The sequence below is a fragment of the Ramlibacter rhizophilus genome, from assembly GCF_004681965.1.
Taxonomy (GTDB): domain Bacteria; phylum Pseudomonadota; class Gammaproteobacteria; order Burkholderiales; family Burkholderiaceae_C; genus Ramlibacter; species Ramlibacter rhizophilus.
The window spans coordinates 804,479-826,911 of sequence record NZ_SMLL01000001.1 but is presented as its reverse complement, the minus strand read 5'-3'; the positions used below and the strand labels follow the sequence as shown (position 1 = coordinate 826,911).

Sequence of the window (22,433 nt, the reverse complement as noted above, 5' to 3'; positions counted from 1 at the left end):
GGCGAGGCGCTCCTAGGCAGGCAGACGGTAGTCCTTGAGCATCTCCCTCAGCCTCGTCTTGAGCATCTTGCCGGTGGCGCCCAGCGGGATGGCCTCCACGAAGACCACGTCGTCCGGGATCTGCCACTTGGCGATGCGGCCCTCGTAGAAGGCGAGCAGCTCCTCGCGGCTGACGTCCATGCCGGGCCGCTTGACGGCCACCAGCAGCGGCCGCTCGTCCCACTTGGGATGGGGCATGCCGACGCAGGCGGCCATCTGCACGGCCGGGTGGGCCATGGCGATGTTCTCGATGTCGATGGAACTGATCCACTCGCCACCGGACTTGATCACGTCCTTGCTGCGGTCGGTGATCTGCATGTAGCCGTCGGCATCGATGGTGGCCACGTCGCCGGTGGGAAACCAGCCGTCCACCAGCGGCGAGCCGCCCTCGGCCTTGTAGTAGTCACGCACGATCCACGGTCCCTTGACCTGCAGGTCGCCGTAGGTCTTGCCGTCCCAGGGCAGTTCGCGCCCGTCGTCGCCGACGATGCGCATGTCCACGCCGTAGATGGCGCGCCCCTGCTTCAGGCGGATCTTCATCTGCTCCTCGGGGGGCAGCGACAGGTGCTTGTTCTTGAGGGTGCACAGGGTGCCCAGGGGGCTCATCTCCGTCATGCCCCAGGCGTGCAGCACTTCCACCCCGTACTTTTCGCGGAAGGCCTCGATCATGGCCGGCGGGCAGGCCGAGCCGCCGATCACGGTGCGATTGAGCGTGGAAAAGCGCAAGCCGGCCGGCGCCATGTGCGCCAGCAGCATCTGCCAGACGGTGGGCACGCCCGCCGCGTAGGTGACCTTCTCGGCCTCGATCAGTTCATAGACCGACTTGCCGTCCAGCGCCGGGCCGGGGAATACCAGCTTGCAGCCCGTGAGCGCCGCCGAATACGGGATGCCCCAGGCGTTGACGTGGAACATGGGCACCACCGGCAGCACCGAGTCGCGCGCCGACAGCCCCATGACGTCGGGCAGCGCCGCGGCGTAGGCGTGCAGGATGGTGGAGCGGTGGCTGTAGAGGGCCGCCTTGGGGTGGCCCGTGGTGCCGCTCGTGTAGCACATGCTGGAGGCGCTGTTCTCGTCGAAGCTGGGCCAGGCGTAGTCGCTGGACTGGCCGCCGATCCACGACTCGTAGGCCACCAGGTTGGGCACGCCGCTGTCCTGCGGCAGCTTGTCGGCCTCGCACAGCATCACGTACTGGCGGATGCCGGGGCAGCGCGCGTGGATGGCCTGCACGATGGGCAGGAAGGTGGCGTCGAAGCACAGCACCTCGTCTTCCGCATGGTTGGCGATCCACGCGACCTGGTCCGGGTGCAGCCGCGGGTTGAGCGTGTGCAGCACGCGCCCCGAACCCGAGACGCCGAAGTACAGCTCCAGGTGCCGGTAGCCGTTCCAGGCCAGGGTGGCGACGCGGGCCGAGAACGCGAGCTTCGCGGCGTCTAGGGCGTTGGCCACCTGGCGGGAGCGCCGCGCCACGTCGGCCCAGGTGTAGCGGTGGATGTCTCCTTCCACCCGCCGCGAAACGATCTGCCCGTCGCCCTGGTGGCGATCGGCGAATTCGATCAGGGACGAGATCAGCAGTGGCTGCTCTTGCATCAAACCCAGCACGGTCATCTCCTAGTGTCGTTATCGAGTCTTCGGCGGGGCGCCGACCGGCTCGGAGTATGGCCGCGCCGCCGTGGCCGCGCAGCCGAGGAAATCCCGCATGCCCCCACGGCCGGCGCCCCTGCGGGACAATCCCGCCGATGAACGCACTTCTCGAGCGGCCCGGGCTCGACCTGGGCCTGGCCTGGCGCGCCGACGGCATCGCCGCGCTGGGACCCGCCTTCCACACCCGGCTCATGCCCACCCCCCTGCCCTCCCCCTACCTCGTGGGGCTGAGCGAGGCGCTGGCGCGCGAGCTGGGCCTGTCCCCGCAGGAACTCGGGACGCCCGAGGCCCTGGACGCCTTCACCGGCAACCGCCTCCTGGCCGGCAGCGATCCGCTGGCCACGGTGTACAGCGGCCACCAGTTCGGCGTCTGGGCCGGCCAGCTCGGCGACGGCCGCGCCATCCTGCTGGGCGAGGCCGACACGCCGGCCGGCCCGCGCGAGCTGCAGCTCAAGGGCAGCGGCCGCACGCCCTACTCGCGCATGGGCGACGGCCGCGCGGTGCTGCGCTCCAGCATCCGCGAGTTCCTGGCCTCCGAGGCCATGGCAGGCCTCGGCGTGCCGACCACCCGGGCGCTGATGGTGACCGGATCGGACGCGCCCGTGCGGCGCGAGGAGATCGAGACCGCGGCCGTGGTCACGCGCGTGGCGCCGAGCTTCATCCGCTTCGGGCATTTCGAGCACTTCGCCGCGGCCAACCGGCTGGACGAGCTGCGGCGCCTCGCCGACTTCGTCATCGACCGCTTCCATCCAGCCTGCCGCGAAGCGCCGCAGCCCTACGCGGCCCTGCTGCAGGCCGTCACGGAGCGCACTGCGGACCTGGTCGCGCAGTGGCAGGCCCTCGGCTTCTGCCACGGCGTGATGAACACCGACAACATGAGCATCCTGGGCCTGACCATCGACTACGGGCCCTTCCAGTTCCTGGACGCCTTCGATCCCGGCCACGTCTGCAACCACAGCGACACGGAAGGCCGCTACGCCTACAACCGGCAGCCCAACGTCGCCTACTGGAACCTGTTCTGCCTGGGGCAGGCACTGCTGCCGCTGATCGGCGAGCAGGAGCCGGCCCTGGCGGCGCTGGAGGCGTACAAGAGCGCCTTCCCGCACGCCCTGCAAACGCGGATGTCGGCCAAGCTGGGCCTGCAGGATGCGCGCGAGGGCGACCGCGCCCTGATCGAGGACCTGCTGGGCCTGATGGCGGCCGCCCGCATGGACTACACCCTGTTCTGGCGCCGCCTGTCCCGCCATGCCGCCGGCGACGCGCTCGATCCGGTGCGCGACCTGTTCATCGACCGCGACGCCTTCGATGCGTGGCTGGCGCGCTGGCGCGAACGCGTTGCACAGGAGCCCGACGCGGCCGGGGCCGGCGTGCGCATGCTGGCCACCAACCCCAAGTACGTGCTGCGGAACCATCTGGGCGAACTCGCGATCCGGCAGGCCAGGAACCAGGATTTCTCCGGCGTCGCGCGGCTGCTCGCGGTGCTGCAGTCCCCCTTCGACGAGCATTCGGCCCACGAGGCCGAGTTCGCCGGCCTCCCGCCCGACTGGGCCTCTTCCATCGAGATCAGCTGCTCCTCATGACCTACCCCATCCAGAAGACCGAGGCCGAGTGGAAGGCGCTCCTGGCCGACAAGGGCGCCGAGCCGCGCGCCTTCGAGGTCACGCGCCACGCCGCCACCGAGCGCCCCTTCACGGGCAAGTACGAGCAGGTCTGGGCGGACGGCAGCTACCACTGCATCTGCTGCGGCAACCTCCTCTTCGAGGCCGGCACCAAGTTCGACGCCGGCTGCGGCTGGCCGAGCTTTTCGGAGGCCGTGCCCGGTGCCATCGAGGAGATCACCGACCGCAGCCACGGCATGGTCCGCACCGAGACGGTTTGTGCACAATGCGGCGCGCACCTGGGTCATGTGTTCCCCGACGGACCGGCCCCCACGGGCCTGCGCTACTGCATGAACTCCGCCTCGCTCGACTTCCAGCCCGAGGGCGGCAACGAATCCTGAACCGTCCGCATGAAACTGCTGCTCGATTTCTTCCCGGTCATCCTGTTCTTCGTCGCCTTCAAGGTGGCCGGCATCTACTGGGCGACCGCCGTGGCCATCGTCGCCACGGTCCTGCAGATCGGCTACCTGCGCATCCGCCAAGGTCGCACCGAACCCATGCAATGGCTGAGCCTGGGCGTCATCGTCCTGTTCGGCGGGGCCACGCTGCTGGCCCACAACGACACCTTCATCAAGTGGAAGCCCACGGTGCTGTACTGGCTCATGGGCGGTGCGCTGCTGGTGGGACAGCTGGTCTTGCGCAAGAACTTCCTCAGGTCGCTCATGGGCGCGCAGATGAGCCTGCCGGACGAGGCCTGGCGGATGATGAACTGGAGCTGGACCGCCTTCTTCGTGGTCATGGGCCTGCTCAATCTGTGGGTCGCCTACAGCTTCGACACCGACACCTGGGTCAACTTCAAGCTCTTCGGCGGCATCGGCCTCATGCTGATCTTCGTGCTGGGCCAGGCCCTGTACCTGAACCGCTACCTCAAGGCCGAGCCATGAGCACCGGCACCGGCGTCACGGCCGATGCCATGCGCCAGCACCTGGAGCGCGTGCTGGAACCTATGGCACTCGAAGTGATCGATGAAAGTGCGGCCCACGCGGGCCATGCGGGCGCCGACGGCACGGGTTCGGGCACGCACTTTCGCGTGCGCATTGCCTCACCCGCCTTCGCCGGCCTCGGCAAGGTTGCCCAGCATCGGCTTGTGTATGATGCCCTGCGCGATTTTCTCGCCCGTGGGGTGCATGCGCTGGCCCTAGAAACCAGCCCGACTTCCACGTCATCTCCCAGGAATCTCCCATGAATAGACATCTCGCCGCGGCCCTTGCCGCCGTCACCCTGTGCGTGGCCCTGCCCGTGGCCGCGCAGAACGTCGCCATCGTCAACGGCAAGCCGGTGCCCAAGGCGCGCGCCGATGCCCTGGCGGCCCAGGTGGCCAAGAGCGGCCGCCCGGTCACGCCCGAGCTGCAGAACCAGATCCGCGACGAGGTGATCGCGCGCGAAATCTTCATGCAGGAAGCGCAGAAGCGCGGGCTGGACGCCAGCGACGAGTTCAAGTCGCAGATGGAAATGGCCCGCGAGACGCTGCTGATCCGCCAGCTGCTGGCCGACGTGCAGAAGAAGAACCCCGTCACCGACGAAGAGATCAAGGCCGAGTACGACAAGTTCGCCGCCGCCAACAGCGGCAAGGAATACAAGGCGCGCCACATCCTGGTGCCCACCGAAGCCGAGGCCAAGGCCATCATCGCCAACCTGAAGAAGGGCGGGAAGTTCGAGGACATCGCCAAGAAGCAGTCCAAGGACCCGGGCTCCGGCGCCAACGGCGGCGACCTGGACTGGGCCACGCCCAACAGCTACGTGCCCGAGTTCTCCGAAGCGCTGGTCAAGCTCAAGAAGGGCGAGCTGACGCAGGCCCCCGTGAAGAGCCAGTTCGGCTGGCACGTCATCCGCCTGGACGACGTGCGCGAGGCGCAGCTGCCCAAGCTGGAAGAAGTCAAGCCGCAGATCGCGCAGCAGCTGCAGCAGCAGAAGCTGATGAAGTTCCAGGACGACCTGCGGGCGAAGGCGAAGGTGGAGTAAGGCCACGCCCATGCGCAGATGAAAGGACCTCTCGTGAGGTCCTTTTTTCTTGCAACGCGTGCTGCGCCTGCTTTCCGCTGAGTTCGTGCCGCGGGCCGAACCCAACCCCCAACCGTTCGGGCTGAGCCTGTCGAGGCCCAGCGTGAGCGCATCAAAACGTCATCACCCGCCGCGCGCCAGCCATGTGGCGGCCGCCACCAGCCCGATCAGCACCGGCTGGTGCAGCATGTACCAGCTCAGGCTCCAGCGGCCCAGCCAGGACAGCGGGGCGCTCGCCCGGGGCACGCCGCCGGCGATCAGCGCGGGCCGGCGGCGCAGCAGCCAGAGCCCGGCCGCCATGCCCCACCACATCACCCCCAGCCAGGGCACCAGCGGCACGTAGTCCTCCGTGATGGGCTTGCGGTCGATGAGCCCCAGCCAGTTCCACGCAGGCTCGTTCATGAACTCGGGCAGCAGGCCCGCCCCGTGCAGGGCCGCGGCAGCGAACTTCAGGCCGATGGCCAGCGCGCCCGCCAGCCAGAGCCAGGCCCCCCAGTTCGAGGTGAGCCGCACGATCACCAGCATCACCGCGATGCCGTGCAGCACGCCGAAGTAGATGAAGCTGCGCGGGAACATGAGCCAGGAGCCCAGGGTCACCAGCAGCGCGCAGCCGGCCACCTGGGCCCAGCGGCGCCAGAACCGGGGCCAGCCCTGCCCCTGCACGGTGGCCGCGGCCTGCCCCAGCCCCGCGCAGAAGAGGAACAGGCTCACGATGGCCGTGCGCTGCCAGGTCCACACCGGGTCGCGGTAGAAGTCGTTGCGCCACCAGCCGAACCAGTTCAGGTCGAAGGCGAAGTGGAAGGCCGTCATCCAGACGATGGCGATGCCGCGCAGCACGTCGACGCGGTCGTAACGGGAGGTAGTGGCAAGCCCCATAAGCCTGACCTTACCCGAGGCGCAGGGATAATCCGTCCTCATGCTCGCCCATCACCCACTGGAGCTGCGCGCGCCCGCGAAGTCGGTGGCGCACCCGGGCGCCCGCGAGCCCGTCCCGCCGACGCCGATCCGCTTGTGCCGCAGCCGGCCCGCCGCATTCACGGAGACGTGAAGGGATGGGACGGCTGAGCCAGCACGCCCCACTCGCGCGCGGCGAACCCGAGGCACCGGGCGCCGGCGCCGAACCGGCCCGGGCGCGCCGCTCGGTGGGCATCTACGTCCTGCTGCTGCTGCTGCCGCTCCTCGTGCTGGTGCCGGTGATCCTGTACAGCGGAAGCCTCCTCTACCTTCTGGGTGAGCAGGCCCGCGAGAGCACCGAGCGTGAACTGCAGGCCGCGAACAAGGCACTGGCGGCGGTCGTGCAGCGGGAGCTGGACCGGACCATCGAGATGCTGTCGCTCATTTCGAGCTCACCCGCCCCCAGCACGGAGGTGGACCTGGAGCGCATGCGCCAGCTCATGACGGACGTGGTGCGCGCCGACGTGGGCATCCTCAACCTCGCCGTCATCGACGCCCAGGGACGGGTGATGGCCGAGGTGCCGGAGCGGCTGGAGCGCGAGCGCCGCGTGCCGCTGGGCGTGCACAAGCAGCGTGCCTTCGAGACCGGCCAGCCGCAGATCTCGGAGCTTCGCAGCAGCGAACTCGACGGCCGCCTCGCCATCGGCATCAACCAGCCCGTGAACCGCGACGGGCAGGTTCCCTGGATCGTGAGCGCCCGGCTCGACGCGACGCACCTGGCGCAGATCATGAAAGTGCAGGTGGGTGAGCGCGACGCCGTGGCCACGGTATTGGACCCGATGCACCGCATCATGGCGCGCACCCGCGACATGGACCAGTTCTTCGGCATGCGCGCCAGCCAGGAGAGCCTGGCGGCGATGGGCAAGGCCGAGTCGCAGGTCAGTCGCTTCCGGACCTTGGACGGCAACGAGTACCTGTGGGCCTGGAGCACCACGCCCGTGGGCTGGTCGGTGCTCCTGGGCATTCCGTCCTACTCGGTCGATGCGGCCTTGAGCCAGTCCGTCGAGCGCCTGGTCGCCGCCGGGCTGGTGCTGCTGCTGCTGTCGCTCGCGATGACGGTACTGCTTGCGCGCCGCATCGCGCATTCCGTCAACACCATGGCGGGCAATGCCTCACGCCTGCTGAGGGGCGAGCACCCGCCCTATCGCCTCTCGGGCATCCGCCAGCTCGATGCGCTGTACCAGGCGCTCCAGCTGGCCAGCGAGCAGGTGAACCACGCCCTGGCGGACCGCGACCGCGCCCTGGCGGCCGAGCGCGCCGCGCGCGAGGCGGCCGTGGAGGACAACCGCGCCAAAGACGTCTTCATCGCCACGCTCTCGCACGAGCTGCGCAACCCGCTGGCTCCGGTGCGCTCGGCGGCGCTCATCCTCAAGGCGCCGAACGCCTCCGAGGCGGCGCGCAACCGCGCGGCCCACGTGATCGATCGCCAGGTCGCGGCCATGGCGCGCCTGCTGGACGACCTGCTCGATCTCTCGCGCATCCGCAGCGGCCGCATCGCGCTGGTGCGCCAGCGGGTCAGCCTGCGATCGGTGCTGGAGTCGTCGATCGAGATCGCGCGCCCGCTGATCGACAGCCGCGGGCACGACTTCAGTTGCACGCTGCCGGGCGAGGACCTGCTGCTGGACGCCGATCCGCTGCGCATGGCGCAGGTCTTCTCCAACCTGCTGACCAACGCCGCCAAGTACACCGATCCCGGTGGCCGCATCGTGGTGTGGGCCGAGCGTCGACGCGGCGAGGTGCTGGTGCACGTGATGGACAACGGCATCGGCCTGTCCGGGGACGAGCTGGAGCAGGTGTTCCAGATGTTCACGCAGGTGCGCGGTCCCATGGACCGCTCCCAGGGCGGCCTGGGCATCGGCCTGTGGCTGGTGCGCGGCCTCGTGGCCCTGCACGGCGGCTGGGTCAAGGCGGAAAGCGCCGGACCGGGCCGGGGCAGCGAGTTCGTGGTGGGCCTGCCGGTGGCGACGGCGATGCTGGAGGCTGTGTCCGAGCCTCAGGCCGGCGAAGGCTCGTCCGCCTCCGGGCGCAGCGGCTGAACCGCCGGGGCCGGCCCGGTGCAGCCACGCAAGGCATGCCAGCTGGCATGGCCCAGCCAGGGCCCGACCAGCAGCAGGCCCAGCGCCCAGGGCAGCAGGAAGGCGCCCAGAACCAACCCCACGATCAGGGCGCCCCACAGCAGCATGACGCCGGGCCGACCCACGACCACGCGCAGGCTGGCCAGGGCGGCGCTGATCGCGTCGGTGTCGCGGTCCAGGATCATGGGGATGGTGATCACGCAGCTGGCGAAGACCAGCGCGGCGAAGAAGCCGCCCACCGCCAGGTAGGCGGCGACGAAGGCGGCGTTGGCCGGATCGAACACGGCCTGCAGCACCGTGGCCGTGGTGGGCATGCCGGTGTCGAAGAAGACCGCGAAGATGACCAGCGAGGCACGCCCCCAGAGCAGCTCCAGCAGGGCCATGACCAGCACCAGCAGGCCCATGCTGCCCAGGTGCCGGTCCCAGTAGGTCAGGGACGCGGCGAAGTCCTGCGGCAGGCCCAGCTCCCGCCGGCGGCTGACCTCGTACAGGCCCATCGCCAGGAAGGGGCCGACCAGGAAGCAGCCGCAGATGAAGGACATGGTGTACTCGGGCGCATTGCGGAAGATGGCGCCCAGCAGGGCCGCCATGCCCCAGAAGCACAGGCCGTAGAAGAAGGAGATGCCCGGCGCCGCGCCGAGGTCGCGCGCGCCCCGGACCAGCCAGCGGAAAGGGTCGGCCGGCGACAGGTGCGGCAGCGCGGCGTCGGGGCGCACGGCGTGCGAGGGCGGGTTCATGCGCGCATTGCAGCCGAGGCCGGCCGCCGGAGCCATTCGTGGCAACCCGGTGGCGTGGTAAGTTCGCGCGCCATGTCCCTGGCCTCACCCTCCCCCCGCGCCCTGCTCCTGGCAGCGGCCTGCCTGAGCGGCGCCGCCGGCGCCCAGAGCTTCGACGAAGTGCCCTTCGTCACCTCCGCCGACAACGTCACCCTGGAGATGCTGCGCATCGCGGGCGTGGGCTCGAAGGACCACGTGATCGACCTGGGCTCGGGCGACGGCCGCATCGTCATCACCGCCGCCAGCCGCTTCGGCGCCACGGGCCTGGGCGTGGAGATCGTGCCCGAGCTGGTGGAGAAAAGCCGCCGCGCGGCACAGCAGGCGGGCGTGGCGGGCAAGGTGGACTTCCGCATCCAGGACCTGTTCAAGACCGACCTGTCGCCGGCCACCGTGGTCACCATGTACCTGCTGCCGGACGTGAACCTGCAGCTGCGCCCGGCCCTGCTGAAGCTCGCGCCCGGAACGCGCATCGTCTCGCACGACTGGGACATGGGCGACTGGCTGCCCGACCAGACCACCGTGCTGCCGGTGCCGGACAAGACGGTGGGGCTGGAGAAGTCGAGCAAGGTCCACCTGTGGGTGGTGCCGGCGCGGGTGGAGGGTCTGTGGTGCGGCACGGGCGCGGCGACGGACACGCGCCTGAAGCTCGCACAGCAGCACCAGGTGGTGCAGGGAACGTTGACCCACGGGCCGCGTTCGCAGCTGGTGACGGGTCGGCTGGAAGGCGCCCGCCTGCAGGGCCCCGACCTCGGCCTCGAGGCCACCGGCGGGGAGCTGCGGATCACCCGCGCCGTCGAGGCTTTGGGCCTGCCTGCGGGCACCAGCCTGCGGCGGGCCGCAGGCGAGCGCTGCTAGCAGCGCCCTAAGCCACCCACTTCCGCGCGTTGCGCCACATCCGCAGCCAGGGGCTGGCGGCGTTCCGGTCGCCCATGGACCAGCTGAGCTGGATGTTGCGGAAGCCCCGCTCGGCGTGCGGCATCATGGCCGTGAAGCGGCCGTCGGCGGTGGTGACCGCCGTGAGGCCGCCCGGGCTGCCGTTGGGGTTGAGCGGATAGGCCTCGGTGGGCTGGCCGTGGTGGTCGGTGTAGCGCATGGCTGCGACCACGCGCTGCGCATCGCCCCGGCGCGCGAAGTTGGCATAGCCCTCGCCGTGCGCCACCACGATGGGCAGGCGGCTGCCGGCCATGCCGGCGAAGAAGAGGCTGGGTGAGTCCAGCACCTCCACCTGGGCCAGGCGCGCCTCATAGCGCTCACTGAGGTTGGTGGTGAAACGCGGCCACGCCTCGGCTCCCGGGATGATGTCGGCCAGCTCGGCCATCATCTGGCAGCCGTTGCACACGCCCAGGGCGAAGGTGTCCGGGCGGGCGAAGAACTGCCCGAAGCCGTCCGCCAGCGCGGGGTTGAAGGTGATGCTGCGCGCCCAGCCCACGCCCGCGCCCAGCGTGTCGCCGTAGCTGAAGCCGCCGCAGGCGACGAAACCCTTGAAGTCCCGCAGGCTCACGCGGCCGGCCTGCAGGTCGCTCATGTGCACGTCCACCGCCTCGAAGCCGGCGCTGTCGAAGCAGTAGGCCATCTCCACGTGCGAGTTGACGCCCTGCTCGCGCAGGATGGCCACGCGCGGGCGTGCGAGGTTCAGGAAGGGCGCGGCCGGGTCGAGCTGCGCATCGAAGGACGGCGCCCACTGCAGGCCCGGGTCGGCGGGGTCGCCGGCGGCGGCATGCTCGGCGTCGGCGCAAACGGGGTTGTCCCGCTGCCGGCAGATCTTCCAGCTCACGCTGTCCCAGACCTGGTGCAGGTCCGCGAGCTTCGCCGTGAACACGGCCTTGGTGTCGCGCCAGACCTGCAGCTCGCCCTTGCCCACGTCGATGGTCGAGGACGCCGGGCGGGTCATGCCCACGTAATGGCTGTGGCGCGACAGGCCATGGCGGCGCAGCACCTGCATGACCTCGTTGCGTTCGGCGGTGGGCACCTGCAGCAGCACCCCCAGTTCCTCGTTGAACAGGGCGCGCAGCGTGAGCTCCTGCCGGCGCGCGCTGACCTGGGCGGACCAGTTCTTCGCGTCGCCGTACTCGGCGCGGCTGTCCTGGATGCCGTCGCCCTCGGTGACCAGCAGGTCCACGTTCAGGCTCACGCCCACGTGGCCGGCAAAGGCCATCTCGCAGGCGGCGGCGAAGAGGCCGCCGTCGCTGCGGTCGTGGTAGGCCAGCAGGCGCCCCTGCGTGCGCAGCTCGTTGATGGCGGCCACCAGGTTCACGAGGTCCTGCGCCTCGTCCAGGTCAGGGACCTCGCCGCCTTCCTGCTCCAGCGCCTGGGCCAGCACGCTGGCACCCATGCGCATGCGGCCCTTGCCCAGATCCACCAGGACCAGCGTGGACTCCTGCGTGGCGTCCAACTGCGGGGTGAGCGTGCCGCGCACGTCCGCCAGCGAAGCGAAGGCGGTGATGACCAGGCTCACCGGCGAGGTGACCTGGCGGGCCTGGCCGTCGGCCTGCCACTGCATGCGCATGGACAGACTGTCCTTGCCCACGGGAATGGAAATGCCCAGGGCCGGGCACAGCTCCATGCCGACGGCGCGGACGGTCTCGTACAGGGCGGCGTCTTCACCGGGCTCGCCGCAGGCGGCCATCCAGTTGGCCGACAACTTGACGCGGGACAGCTCGATGGGCGCGGCCAGCAGGTTGGTAATGGCTTCGGCCACGGCCATGCGGCCCGAGGCCGGCGCGTCGATCGCGGCGATGGGCGTGCGCTCGCCCATGCTCATGGCCTCGCCGGCGAAACCCTGGAAGTCGGCCAGCGTGACGGCGCAGTCGGCCACCGGCACCTGCCAGGGGCCGACCATCTGGTCGCGGTGCGTGAGGCCGCCCACGGTGCGGTCGCCGATGGTGACCAGGAAGCGCTTGGAGGCGACGGTGGGATGCGACAGGACCTTGATCGCGGCGTCCTGCAGGTCCACGCCCGTGAGGTCCAGGGGCCGGGGCGTGCGGCGGATCGACTGCACGTCGCGGTGCATGCGAGGGGGTTTGCCGAGAAGGACGTCCATGGGCATGTGGACGGCGGGGGCGGCAGACCCTTCGACAGGCTCAGGGCGAACGGAGGCCGGCGGAACGGAAGAAGAAACCCGTTCGGGCTGAGCCTGTCGAAGCCCTTCCCGCCCACCCAGCACGCCCTCTCCCACCACCAGCTCCCGCTCCTCGGTCGCCACCCCCACCACTGCGAAGGGGCACCGCTCGCGCTCACAGAAGCCGCGGAACTGCTCCAGCGACTGCGGCGCGATGGCCAGCACGTAGCGCTCCTGGCTCTCGTTGCACCAGATCTCCTTCGGAGCGAGCCCCGATTCCTCCAGCGGCACGCGCGACAGGTCGAAGCGCGCGCCGCGGCCGGCGTCGTGGGTCAGCTCGGGGAAGGCGTTGGACAGCCCGCCCGCACCGACATCGTGGATGGCCAGGATGGGGTTGGCCTCGCCCAGCATCCAGCAGTGGTTGATCACCTCCTGGGCCCGGCGCTCGATCTCCGGGTTGCCGCGCTGCACGGAGTCGAAGTCCAGCTCGGCGCTGTTGGCGCCGCTGGCCATGGAGCTGGCCGCGCCCCCGCCCATGCCGATGCGCATGCCCGGGCCGCCCAGCTGCACCAGCAGCGTGCCGGCCGGGAACGGGATCTTGTGCGTGAGGCCGGCGTCGATGCTGCCCAGGCCGCCCGCGATCATGATGGGCTTGTGGTAGCCGCGCACCACGCCGTCCACGGTCTGCTCGTACTCGCGGAAGTAGCCGCCCAGGTTGGGCCGGCCGAACTCGTTGTTGAAGGCCGCGCCGCCCAGCGGGCCCTCGGTCATGATCTGCAGCGGGCTGGCGATGTGCGCCGGGCGGCCGTTGGGGCTGTCCCACAGGCGCGAGACGGAAAAGCCCGCCAAGCCCGCCTTGGGCCGCGCGCCGCGGCCGGTGGCGCCTTCGTCGCGGATCTCGCCGCCCGCGCCGGTGGACGCGCCCGGGAAGGGCGAGATGGCGGTGGGATGGTTGTGCGTTTCCACCTTCATCAGCACGTGGTGGGTGGCCGGCCGGCGCACGTAGGGTGCGGGGCCGGCGTCGGCCGGGGCGAAGCGCTCGACGGCGTGGCCCTCCATCACCGCCGCGTTGTCCGAGTAGGCCACCACCGTGTGCTGCGGCGCCTGCTGGTGGGTGTGGCGGATCATGCCGAAGAGGCTTTTCTCCTGCGGCACGCCGTCCAGGGTGAACTGCGCGTTGAAGATCTTGTGGCGGCAGTGTTCGCTGTTGGCCTGGGCGAACATCATGAGCTCCACATCGCTGGGGTTGCGCCCCAGGCCGCGGAAGGCCTCCAGCAGGTAGTCGATCTCGTCCTCGGCCAGGGCCAGGCCGAACTGCCGGTTGGCCTGCTCCAGCGCCGCGCGGCCGCCGCCCAGCACGTCCACGTGCGCCATGGGCTGCGGCGCCAACTCGGTGAAGAGGCGATGCGCGCCGGCGCGATCGGCGAGCACCGATTCGGTCATGCGGTCGTGCAGCAGTGCGGCCACGGCCTCGCGCTGCGCCGGCTCCCAGGCGGACTTGCCCAGGCCCAGCAGCGCCGGCTTGAGCGCGACGCGGTACTCGAGCACGCGCTCGATGCGGCGCACCTCGATGCCGCAGTTGTGCGCGATGTCGGTTGCCTTGGACGCCCAGGGCGAGACGGTGCCCAGGCGCGGCGTGACCACGAAGCGTTCGCCGGCCGCATCCCCGGCCGGCTCGCCATAGGTCAGCAGGGCGGACAGGCGCTCGTCCTGCGCCTCGTCGGGGGCGCGGTCCCAGGCCGCGAGGTGGACGAAGCGCGCTGACACGTGGGTGATGCGATCGTTCACCGCCTGCAGGCGCGGCAGCAGTTGCTGGATGCGGAAATCGCTGAGGGCGCTCGCGCCCTCGAACTCGGTGATGTGCAAGCTCACGTCCTGGCCTGGTGTGGAAGGGGGTGCGCGATGCCCGGTCGCTGACTGGGACCGGCTGCGCGGGCGGCCCGATTTTACCGGGCCGCACAGCCCCTCCTCCCGTGCGGAATGGGGCCTCTGGGATAATCCGCGCCCATGAGCATCACGTACAAGGACGCCGAGGGCGTCCAGGGCATGCGCACCGCCGGGCGGCTGGCCGCGGAGGTGCTCGACTACCTCACCCCCTTCATCAAGCCGGGCATCACCACGCGCGAGATCGACCGCCTCGCGGCCGAGTGCATGAAGAAGCAGGGCTCCACCTCGGCCACGCTGGGTTACCAGCCCGCCGGCTACCCGCCCTACCCGGCGTCGCTGTGCACCTCGGTCAACCACGTGGTGTGCCACGGCATCCCCAACGACAAGCCGCTCAAGAAGGGCGACATCGTCAACGTGGACGTCACGGTCATCAAGGACGGCTGGTACGGCGACACCAGCCGCATGTTCATCGTCGGCGAGGCCTCCATCGCCGCCCGCCGCCTGGTGCAGCTCACCTATGAGGCCATGTGGCAGGGCATCGTGCGGGTCAAGCCCGGCGTGCGCCTGGGCGACATCGGCCACGCGATCCAGCAGTTCGCCGAGGGCCAGGGTTTCTCGGTGGTGCGGGAGTTCTGCGGCCACGGCATCGGCCGCAACTTCCACGAAGAGCCGCAGGTGCTGCACTACGGCAAGCCGGGCACGCTGGAGGAACTCAAGCCCGGCATGACCTTCACCATCGAGCCCATGGTCAACCTCGGGCGGCGCGAGGTGAAGGAGCTGGGCAACGACGGCTGGACCATCGTGACCAAGGACCATTCGCTGTCCGCGCAGTGGGAACACACGGTGCTGGTGACGGAATCGGGCTACGAGGTGCTCACCCTCTCGGCGGGCAGCCCGCCGCCTCCCGCCTTCGTCAATGCCGCCTGAGTGACCCGGCCATGAGCGAGGCGCTGGCCGCACCGATGGCGGGCGACGTAGCCGCGCTGCGGGCCGACTGGCGCGCACGCAAGGCGGCGCTGCTGGCGCCGCTGCGCGAAGCGGGCGGCTCCAGCCGGGGCATCCGCGCCGTGCTGCGCGGCCTGGCGCGCGAAACCGACGCGGTGCTGCGGCAGCTGTGGACCGCCGCGGACATGCCCGCCTCCTTCGCGCTGGTGGCCGTCGGCGGCTACGGGCGCGGCGAGCTGTTCCCGCACTCGGACGTCGATGTCCTGCTGCTCCTGCCCGACGGCGTGGCCGTGGACGGCGACGCGGAGCTCACAGGCCGCATCGAGCGTTTCATTGGCCAGTGCTGGGACATCGGCCTGGAGATCGGCTCCAGCGTGCGCACCGTGGCCGAATGCGTGGCGCAGGCCGCGGCCGATGTCACCGTGCAGACCTCCCTGCTCGAGGCGCGGGCCATCGCCGGCGATGCGGCGCTGTTCGACGAATTCCGCCAACGCTTTCGCGGCAACCTGGACCCGCAGGCCTTCTTCGTCGCCAAGACGCTGGAGATGCGCCAACGCCACAACCGCTACGAGAACACGCCCTATTCCCTGGAGCCGAACTGCAAGGAGTCCCCCGGCGGCCTGCGTGACCTGCAGGTGATCCTGTGGGTGGCGAATGCCGCGGGCCTCGGAAGCAGCTGGGAGGAACTCGCCCGCAAGGGCCTGGCCACGCCGTTGGAGGTCAGGCAGATCCGGCTGAATGAGGCCCTGCTGAGCCAGATCCGCGCCCGCCTGCATCTGCTGGCCGGCCGCCGCGAGGACCGCCTCGTGTTCGACCTGCAGACCGCCGTGGCGGAGTCCTTCGGCTATCGCAGCCGCAGCGCGGACAACGGGCGGCTGATCCAGCGCGCGAGTGAAGCCCTGATGCGGCGCTTCTACTGGGCGGCCAAGGCGGTGAGCCAGCTCAATCAGGTGCTGCTGCTGAACATCGAGGAGCGCCTCTCCGGCCGCGAGGTGGAGCCGGTGCCGATCAACGAGCGCTTTGCCATGCGCAACGGCATGATCGACGTGGCAACGGACGACCTGTACCAGCGCCACCCCGAAGCCATCCTGGAGACCTTCCTGCTGTACCAGACGACGGTGGGTGCGCAGGGCCTGTCGGCGCGGACGCTGCGCGCCCTCTACAACGCGCGCCAGCAGATGGACGCGAGCTTCCGCCGCGACCCGGCCAACCGGGCCACCTTCCGCGCCATCCTCATGCAGCCGCAGGGCATCACGCACGCCATGCGCCTCATGAACCAGACCTCGGTGCTGGGACGCTACCTGTGGGTGTTCCGGCGCATCGTGGGGCAGATGCAGCACGACCTGTTCCACGTCTACACCGTGGACCAGCACATCCTCATGGTGCTGCGCAACGTGCGCCGCTTCTTCATGCCCGAGCACGCGCACGAGTACCCCTTCTGCTCGCAGCTGGCCGGCGGCTGGGACAAGCCCTGGATCCTCTACATCGCGGCCCTGTTCCACGACATCGCCAAGGGCCGGGGCGGCGACCACTCCCAGCTGGGTGGCTCCGAGGTGCGTACCTTCTGCCGCCAGCACGACATCCCCGCCCAGGACGCGCAGCTCGTCGAGTTCCTCGTGCGCGAGCACCTGACCATGAGCCGCGTCGCGCAGAAGGAGGACCTGGGCGACCCCGACGTGATCGCCGGCTTCGCCCGCCGCGTGGGCGACGAGCGCCACCTCACGGCCCTGTACCTGCTCACCGTGGCGGACATCCGCGGCACCAGCCCCAAGGTCTGGAACGCCTGGAAAGGCAAGCTGCTGGAGGACCTGTACCGCGCCACCCTGCGCGTGCTCGGCGGTCATGCGGCCGACCCCCACGCCGACGTGGAAGCGCGCAAGCGCGAAGCGCTGGTGCAGCTGGGCCTGCACGCCCTGCCCCACGATGCCCACCGGCGGCTCTGGGAGACACTGGACGTGGGCTACTTCATGCGCCATGACGCGAACGAGATCGCCTGGCACACGCGCCACGTCTCGCGCCACCTTGCGGGGCTGGACGGCGACGGGCGCGCGCAAGGCGGCGGCACGCTGGTGCGCGCCCGCCTCTCACCCGCCGGCGAGGGCTTGCAGGTCATGGTGTACACGCCGGACCAGCCCGACCTGTTCGCGCGCATCTGCGGCTATTTCGACCAGGCCGGCTTCAGCATCCTGGACGCGCGCATCCACACCACGCGCGACCAGCGCGCGCTGGACACCTTCCAGGTGGTGAGCGCCACGCTGCCCGAACACAACCGCGAATTGATCCACATGGTGCAGTCCCAGCTGCAGGAGACGCTGGAGCGCGCCGGGCCGCTGCCCACGCCGGGGCGGGGCCGGGTGTCGCGCCGCGTCAGGAGCTTCCCGGTGGCGCCGCGGGTGAGCCTGGCGCCCGACGAGAAGGCCCAGCGCTGGCTGCTCACGGTGTCGGCCAGCGACCGGGTCGGCCTGCTGTACTCCATCGCGCGCGTGCTGGCGCGCCACCACATCAACCTGCAACTGGCCAAGGTCTCCACGCTGGGGGAGCGGGTGGAGGACACCTTCCTCATCGACGGCGCGGAGCTGCAGCAGAACAAGAGGCAGATTCAGATCGAGACGGAGCTGCTGGAGGCGCTGGCGGGCTGAGGATCAGCGTCGGGCTCCGCGTCCGGCGCGCGCTCCCGCTCGGACACGGCCGACAGCACCGCCCGCGTGCTTGCCAGGGCGTGCACCACTGATGGGAACGCCTGGAGCCACTCCTGAGCCTCTCCGAAGGTAATGCCGTTCAGGTCCGCCACTTCATCGGGCCGCAGCGAGCCGAGTGCGCCGGTCGCGACGAAGACCCGCGCCATCTCGTACTCGGCCTCTTTCGGCCCGAGCACGCCGGACATCAGGTCCTTCATCAAGTTGAGCTGGTACTGTCCCTGATGGGCCAGGAGCAACTCGGCCACGCAGGCGGCCTCGTCGTCCAGATGGGCCCAGCCGGTATTCAGTTGGATGGCGGAATCCGAGCCGGGTTGGGAAACCAGCGGGCCACCCGGTCGGTTGACCAGTTCCCATCGCATGCGGCCGACATCGAGCTTGTCGCACTCGGCCAGGTCCAGTGCCAGGTCTCGCAGCTGCGCTCCCCGCCGCTCGTCGGACAGCGTCCGCCAGTCCGAGGGCCTCGCCCAAGCCGCCACGACACCGGCAATCGCCCGGGCGCGCTCCTGCTGCGGCGGTGGCATGAATTCCTCCGGACCGAAGGCGCGCGCAAGATGAAACATCCAGCGCTGGGTAGCGAGGAACATCGGGTCCGCCGCGACCTGCGCCTGCGCAGCTTTTACACGGGTCTCGTCGGGGTGTGCCATCCATTGCGGCGCCTCGACCAGGCTGACGTGGAGCGCCGCGAGCAGGGAGCTTCGCTGGTTCAGCGGAAAGGCCTCGCGCATCGCTTCGGGTGTCAGCGGCGGCTGTCCCGCCGAATCGTCCGCGCAGGCTCGGCCCAAAGTCGCCGCAGCGCCGTACCAGGGGGTGAGGAAGCCCGTGACGTCGTCCGACCCTTTCCGGCCAACCTTGTCCAGGCTCAGGGGGTGGGCTGGTTTGTCCTTCAGCACCGCGGCCATGGCCGCCAGGCGCCGAGCGAGCGGGTGTTCCCTGGGCGCGTGCTTGCCGTCGTATCCCATCTCGGGACCATCAGGCGCGAGCGCCGCAACGGCATCGAGGTCCGCCATCCGCAACGGCCGCCGCGCGGCGCCTGGATCGCCAAGCACCAGGTCAAGCTCGGCCCCCGCGCTCAGGTCCTTTGGCGCGCGTTCGGCGACCAGCTGGATGACCCGCACGAACCGTTCCGCCAGCTTCAGCGGCGCGTCCCCACCAAGCAGGTCCGCATGCGCGGGGGCGCGCGCCACCAGCACGTCGTCCCGCCTCAGGCGCAGCTCCCAGTCCTGCGGCACGCCCTGCGCGCGCAAGGCGTCGGCCAGCTGGCCGACGGTGTGGGAGGAGGCTTTGTCGACGACGGCCTTGCGATCGGGCCGCGGCGAGGCATCGAAGGAGGGACGGGGTGAATGATGCGAGGTCGGCTGCATGGAGGCTCCTGGTGAGGCCTTCCGCGGCGCGGGACGGCCGGGGTGTATGTGGCACCCACGGCAGAGCTGTTCCTAGTCTGACGCCCGGGAGGGCCGGTCAGTCGTCCTCGACCGCGACCAGCCCTGGAAACAGCACCTCGGTGAACCCGAACCGGGAGAAGTCCCGCACCCGCATCGGGTAGAGCACGCCCTGCAGGTGGTCGCACTCGTGCTGCACCACCCGCGCATGAAAGCCTTCGACCTCGCGCTCGATCGGCCGGCCCTGCGGATCGACGCCGGTGTAGCGGATGCGCCGCCATCGCGGCACCACGCCGCGCAGGCCCGGCACCGACAGGCACCCCTCCCAGCCCTCCTCTTCCTCCTCGCCCAGCGGCGTGATCACCGGGTTGAGCAGCACCGTCCGGGGCACCAGGGGTGCGTCGGGGTAGCGGGGGTTGGGGGCATCGCTGCCGAAGATGACCAGCTGCAGGTCCACGCCGATCTGGGGGGCGGCCAAGCCCGCACCGTTGGCGGCGGCCATGGTGTCGAACATGTCGCGCACCAGGGCGTGCAGCTCGGGGGTGTCGAAGGCTTCGACGGGGCGGGACACGCGCAGCAGGCGCGCATCGCCCATCTTGAGGATGGCGTGGACGGTCATGGCCGCCAGTGTGGCATGGCCCGCCCGGCGCTCTGCGGATCGAGCGAGCCCCACCTTATCAGGCGTTATGACAGGAATGTCCCGCCGACCCTGGCAGCATCCGCGGCCTTCACCCCCTACGGAGGCTGTATATGGAACGCATCCCACCCAACAAGAAGCGAGCTCGGGAAGGCGACGACATTGCCTTACCCCCCACGCATCGGCCCACGCCGCCCCTGGGCTCGCACCCGGCGGCCGGGAGCGCGCGGGTGCGCCCCACGCCGCTTCCGCAGGACGACGGGAAAGCCCTGCGCCTGCGTGACGTGCAGACTGGTGCCGGTCCGCAGTCCGATCCGCTGCGGGCGCGCCATGCGCCCCGGCGGTCGCCGCCTGAAGGCCGGCCAGGCGCCGCACGGGCGGACGCAGCCGCCCTCTCGGTGCTGGCGACCGATCCGCCCCTTGTCGAGGTGCGCGTGGGCGCCCAGCTCAGGTATGCGCGGGCGCGGCTGGCCAACATGGACAAAGGGCTGGTCATCGCCAGGCGAAGCGAGCGCCTCGACGGCCTCTACAGCATGGGCTTCGCGAGCTGTCGCGCCGTGATCCTGGAGAGCAGCTGCGCGGTCGGGCTATCCCACACGGCGCTGACCGGGGACGACTTCGTGAACCACGTCCGCGCCTGTGTGCGGGCCTTCCGGATGCGATGCGGAGCGGAAGCGCCTCGCCTGACCATCGGTCACGCGCCCGACCTGTACGCGGACGCCCTGGCGGCCGAATGGCACGCCCACGGCCCGGAGAGCTTCCTGCGATCGGAGCAGCTTTGCTTCGGCCCCGCACATGCCGAAGAGATCGAGGTACAGCGGGAGGAGCAGCCCGACGCCGACGCGGAAGAACTTTGCCGCAACGATGTCGCGGTCGCGATGCGCGCCCGCGTCGCGGCCTTGCGCCGGCAAGCCGGCCAGTGCGGCGCGCACGGTCAGCTGATGACCCTGCCCCGGGGTGCCCTGCTGGTTCCGCTGCACGGTCCGATCGATCTGCTCGACCCGCTGTCGCGGACGCCAAGGCCCGTAAGCTCCCAGGCCGCGCCCGCCGCCCATGGCCGCTCGGATGGCGCAGGTCGCGCCGACCGCAAGGCCGATCCCGCGGCGCCAGCCCCGCGCGCGACGGGCGGCATGCCCGCCACGAACGCATCCGGCGGTGACGACCTTCCCCACGGAGCACTCGTGTCCATTTCGGTCGATGGCGCGGTGCGCTACCCACGCGCACGGCTGGTGGCCGATGACAGCACCTTGGTGGTCCGCCCCGCCCGAGACCCGAGCTGCGGCCTGTTCGCGCGCGATCTCCACGAGCACCTGCTGCTGGTGCTGCAACCCCCACCCGAGCCAGCCCTGGCGCCGGGCGGTGGCCCCCTCCCCCGCGCCACGGCGCTCGTGAGGATCGAGGCCTGCGACCCGCGCTACGTCCTTGATGCGGCCGAAGCCGTCCAGGCTTTTGGCACCCACGTCGGCTTTCCGGTGCATGTCCGGGTGGCCTTCGCCCCGGAAGATTTCGAATCGACCGTCGTCTCCAGCCTGGACCAGTTCAGCGCGAAGGAGCTCCTGCGCATCCACCGCATCGACGCCGAGCCGCCGCCTGGCGCGTCCGACGAAGAGCGGGCCGAGCGGCTCGTCGCGCTGCTGTGTGCGCATCACCGCCAGCGCGCCGAGACGCTCGCACAGCGGTTGAAGACCCAGGCGCCCATCGCGCTGCCGAACGCCAGTGTGCTGCTGACACCGTCCGGTGAACTGGACGGGTTCGGTGCCGAGGCGTTTCCCCAGGTCGTACTTGCGCATCTCGGCGGCGCGTCGCGAGGTGCGGCCGGTGCCGGGCCGGCGTTGCCCGCAGCCGAAGCCGACATCCCGCATGGGGCCACGGTGCGCGTCTCGGACGGCCCCGACCGGGTCTATCCACGGGCGCACCTCGTGGCGAATGAAGCCGAGTTGACGGTGCGCACGAGCCAGGAGGCGAGCAGCGGGCTCTTCACGCAGGAGATCTATGAGCACCTGGTCCTGGCGCTGGTGGGGCCGCGCCGGGCCGCGCCGGATGGCCGGGCCGACGGACTCCCGAGCGCCACGGCCTTGGTACGACTGGACACGACGGAGGACAACTACCTGGCCCAGGCGGACGAGGCCGTGCGCGCGTTCGAGTCGCAGGCGGGCAGGCCCGTTCGCGTTCGGGTAGTTGCCGCGAGCGAGGTACTGGAAGCGCGCATCGAAGCGGAGACACTTGACGCCGAGACCCTGCTGCGCCGCTACCGGATTCCCTCCCACCCGCCGCAGGACCTTTCGGGCGACGCACTCCACGGCTGGGTGGTCGAGCGGATCATCGACGAGCACAACGCCCGCGCCGACCGGCTCGCCGCGCGCCATGAGGGCAGCACCGCGATCGCCGTGCCGAACAACGCGATCCTCCTGGCGCCGGACGGCGAGCTGGTGACCTTCGAGGATGAACCGGCGGTCGAGCTCGCACTTCCGACCTCCTCCGGCCGCGAGGCCGATGCCGCTCCTCCTGCTCGCCGCGGCGACGGCAAGGGCGCGCGGCCGGCCCAGGCCGGCGGCCCGCGGCACGTCCCCGGGCCGGAGGCACCGCCTCGGGCACCGGGCGGGCACCGCGTCGATCCAGGGTTCCAGCAAGGCCCGCCAGTGAGTGGTCCAAGCGGACTGCCGATGAAGCCGCCGCACTGAGGC

Annotated in this window: 17 protein-coding genes; 11 read left to right on the top strand and 6 right to left on the bottom strand. The window is 70.5% G+C overall.

The features are described from left to right. Positions 1-12 precede the first annotated feature (12 nt). Positions 13-1,638 (bottom strand): 3-(methylthio)propionyl-CoA ligase, encoded by a 1,626-nt coding sequence (locus tag EZ242_RS03900; protein ID WP_135283978.1) that lies wholly within the window; start codon positions 1,636-1,638, stop codon positions 13-15. Between the two features lie 137 nt (positions 1,639-1,775). Between EZ242_RS03900 and EZ242_RS03895 the strand changes: the two genes are divergently transcribed. Genes EZ242_RS03895 through EZ242_RS03875 form a run of 5 tightly spaced genes read left to right on the top strand, consistent with a single transcriptional unit; the run spans position 1,776 to position 5,300 of the window. Then, positions 1,776-3,260, top strand: coding sequence for a protein adenylyltransferase SelO (locus EZ242_RS03895; protein WP_135283782.1), 1,485 nt, complete (start codon positions 1,776-1,778; stop codon positions 3,258-3,260). After that, positions 3,257-3,679, top strand: coding sequence for a peptide-methionine (R)-S-oxide reductase MsrB (gene msrB, locus EZ242_RS03890; RefSeq protein WP_135283781.1), 423 nt, complete (start codon positions 3,257-3,259; stop codon positions 3,677-3,679). Before EZ242_RS03895 ends, msrB begins: the two co-directional genes overlap by 4 nt. 9 nt (positions 3,680-3,688) lie before the next feature. Then, on the top strand, positions 3,689-4,222 hold the full coding sequence (locus EZ242_RS03885; protein ID WP_135283780.1) for a septation protein A: 534 nt from the start codon (positions 3,689-3,691) through the stop codon (positions 4,220-4,222). Next, positions 4,219-4,524, top strand: a complete 306-nt coding sequence (locus tag EZ242_RS03880; RefSeq protein ID WP_135283779.1) for a BolA family protein — start codon at positions 4,219-4,221, stop codon at positions 4,522-4,524. The genes EZ242_RS03885 and EZ242_RS03880 overlap by 4 nt, the downstream gene beginning before the upstream one ends. After that, the gene (locus EZ242_RS03875; protein WP_135283778.1) at positions 4,521-5,300 is read left to right on the top strand and encodes a peptidylprolyl isomerase; all 780 of its coding nucleotides are present in this window, start codon (positions 4,521-4,523) and stop codon (positions 5,298-5,300) included. Before EZ242_RS03880 ends, EZ242_RS03875 begins: the two co-directional genes overlap by 4 nt. A 162-nt stretch (positions 5,301-5,462) precedes the next feature. Here the strand turns inward: EZ242_RS03875 and EZ242_RS03870 are convergent, their stop codons facing one another. Beyond that, positions 5,463-6,215, bottom strand: coding sequence for an acetyltransferase domain-containing protein (locus EZ242_RS03870; protein WP_135283777.1), 753 nt, complete (start codon positions 6,213-6,215; stop codon positions 5,463-5,465). A 40-nt stretch (positions 6,216-6,255) separates the two neighbouring features. Between EZ242_RS03870 and EZ242_RS22510 the strand changes: the two genes are divergently transcribed. Together EZ242_RS22510 and EZ242_RS03865 are read left to right on the top strand one after the other, a co-directional pair. Beyond that, on the top strand, positions 6,256-6,387 hold the full coding sequence (locus tag EZ242_RS22510) for a hypothetical protein (protein ID WP_276606529.1): 132 nt from the start codon (positions 6,256-6,258) through the stop codon (positions 6,385-6,387). 4 nt (positions 6,388-6,391) lie between these two features. Continuing rightward, complete coding sequence (locus EZ242_RS03865; protein WP_135283776.1) at positions 6,392-8,329, top strand: sensor histidine kinase; 1,938 nt, start codon at positions 6,392-6,394, stop codon at positions 8,327-8,329. Here EZ242_RS03865 and EZ242_RS03860 read toward each other — a convergent pair. Next, a complete protein-coding gene (locus tag EZ242_RS03860) occupies positions 8,287-9,105 on the bottom strand; it encodes a DUF2189 domain-containing protein (protein ID WP_135283775.1) in 819 nt (272 codons plus the stop codon). The two genes, EZ242_RS03865 and EZ242_RS03860, sit on opposite strands and share 43 nt — an antisense overlap. A 72-nt stretch (positions 9,106-9,177) precedes the next feature. Between EZ242_RS03860 and EZ242_RS03855 the strand changes: the two genes are divergently transcribed. Beyond that, a complete protein-coding gene (locus tag EZ242_RS03855; protein ID WP_135283774.1) occupies positions 9,178-9,999 on the top strand; it encodes an SAM-dependent methyltransferase in 822 nt (273 codons plus the stop codon). 7 nt (positions 10,000-10,006) lie between these two features. Here EZ242_RS03855 and purL read toward each other — a convergent pair whose 3' ends face one another. After that, positions 10,007-14,074 (bottom strand): phosphoribosylformylglycinamidine synthase, encoded by a 4,068-nt coding sequence (purL, locus tag EZ242_RS03850; protein ID WP_135283773.1) that lies wholly within the window; start codon positions 14,072-14,074, stop codon positions 10,007-10,009. Positions 14,075-14,209: 135 nt separating this feature from the next. On the opposite strand from purL, the gene map reads away from it, so the two are divergent. Beyond that, entirely contained in the window at positions 14,210-15,016 is an 807-nt protein-coding gene (gene map / locus EZ242_RS03845; RefSeq protein ID WP_135283772.1) for a type I methionyl aminopeptidase, read from the top strand. An 11-nt stretch (positions 15,017-15,027) separates the two neighbouring features. After that, positions 15,028-17,673, top strand: coding sequence for a [protein-PII] uridylyltransferase (locus tag EZ242_RS03840; protein WP_135283771.1), 2,646 nt, complete (start codon positions 15,028-15,030; stop codon positions 17,671-17,673). Here the strand turns inward: EZ242_RS03840 and EZ242_RS03835 are convergent. Continuing rightward, positions 17,634-19,094, bottom strand: a complete 1,461-nt coding sequence (locus tag EZ242_RS03835; RefSeq protein ID WP_135283770.1) for a hypothetical protein — start codon at positions 19,092-19,094, stop codon at positions 17,634-17,636. The two genes, EZ242_RS03840 and EZ242_RS03835, sit on opposite strands and share 40 nt — an antisense overlap. A gap of 97 nt (positions 19,095-19,191) precedes the next feature. Beyond that, the gene (gene def / locus EZ242_RS03830; RefSeq protein WP_135283769.1) at positions 19,192-19,731 is read right to left on the bottom strand and encodes a peptide deformylase; all 540 of its coding nucleotides are present in this window, start codon (positions 19,729-19,731) and stop codon (positions 19,192-19,194) included. A gap of 131 nt (positions 19,732-19,862) precedes the next feature. Between def and EZ242_RS03825 the strand changes: the two genes are divergently transcribed. After that, entirely contained in the window at positions 19,863-22,430 is a 2,568-nt protein-coding gene (locus EZ242_RS03825) for a hypothetical protein (protein WP_135283768.1), read from the top strand. Positions 22,431-22,433 lie beyond the last annotated feature (3 nt).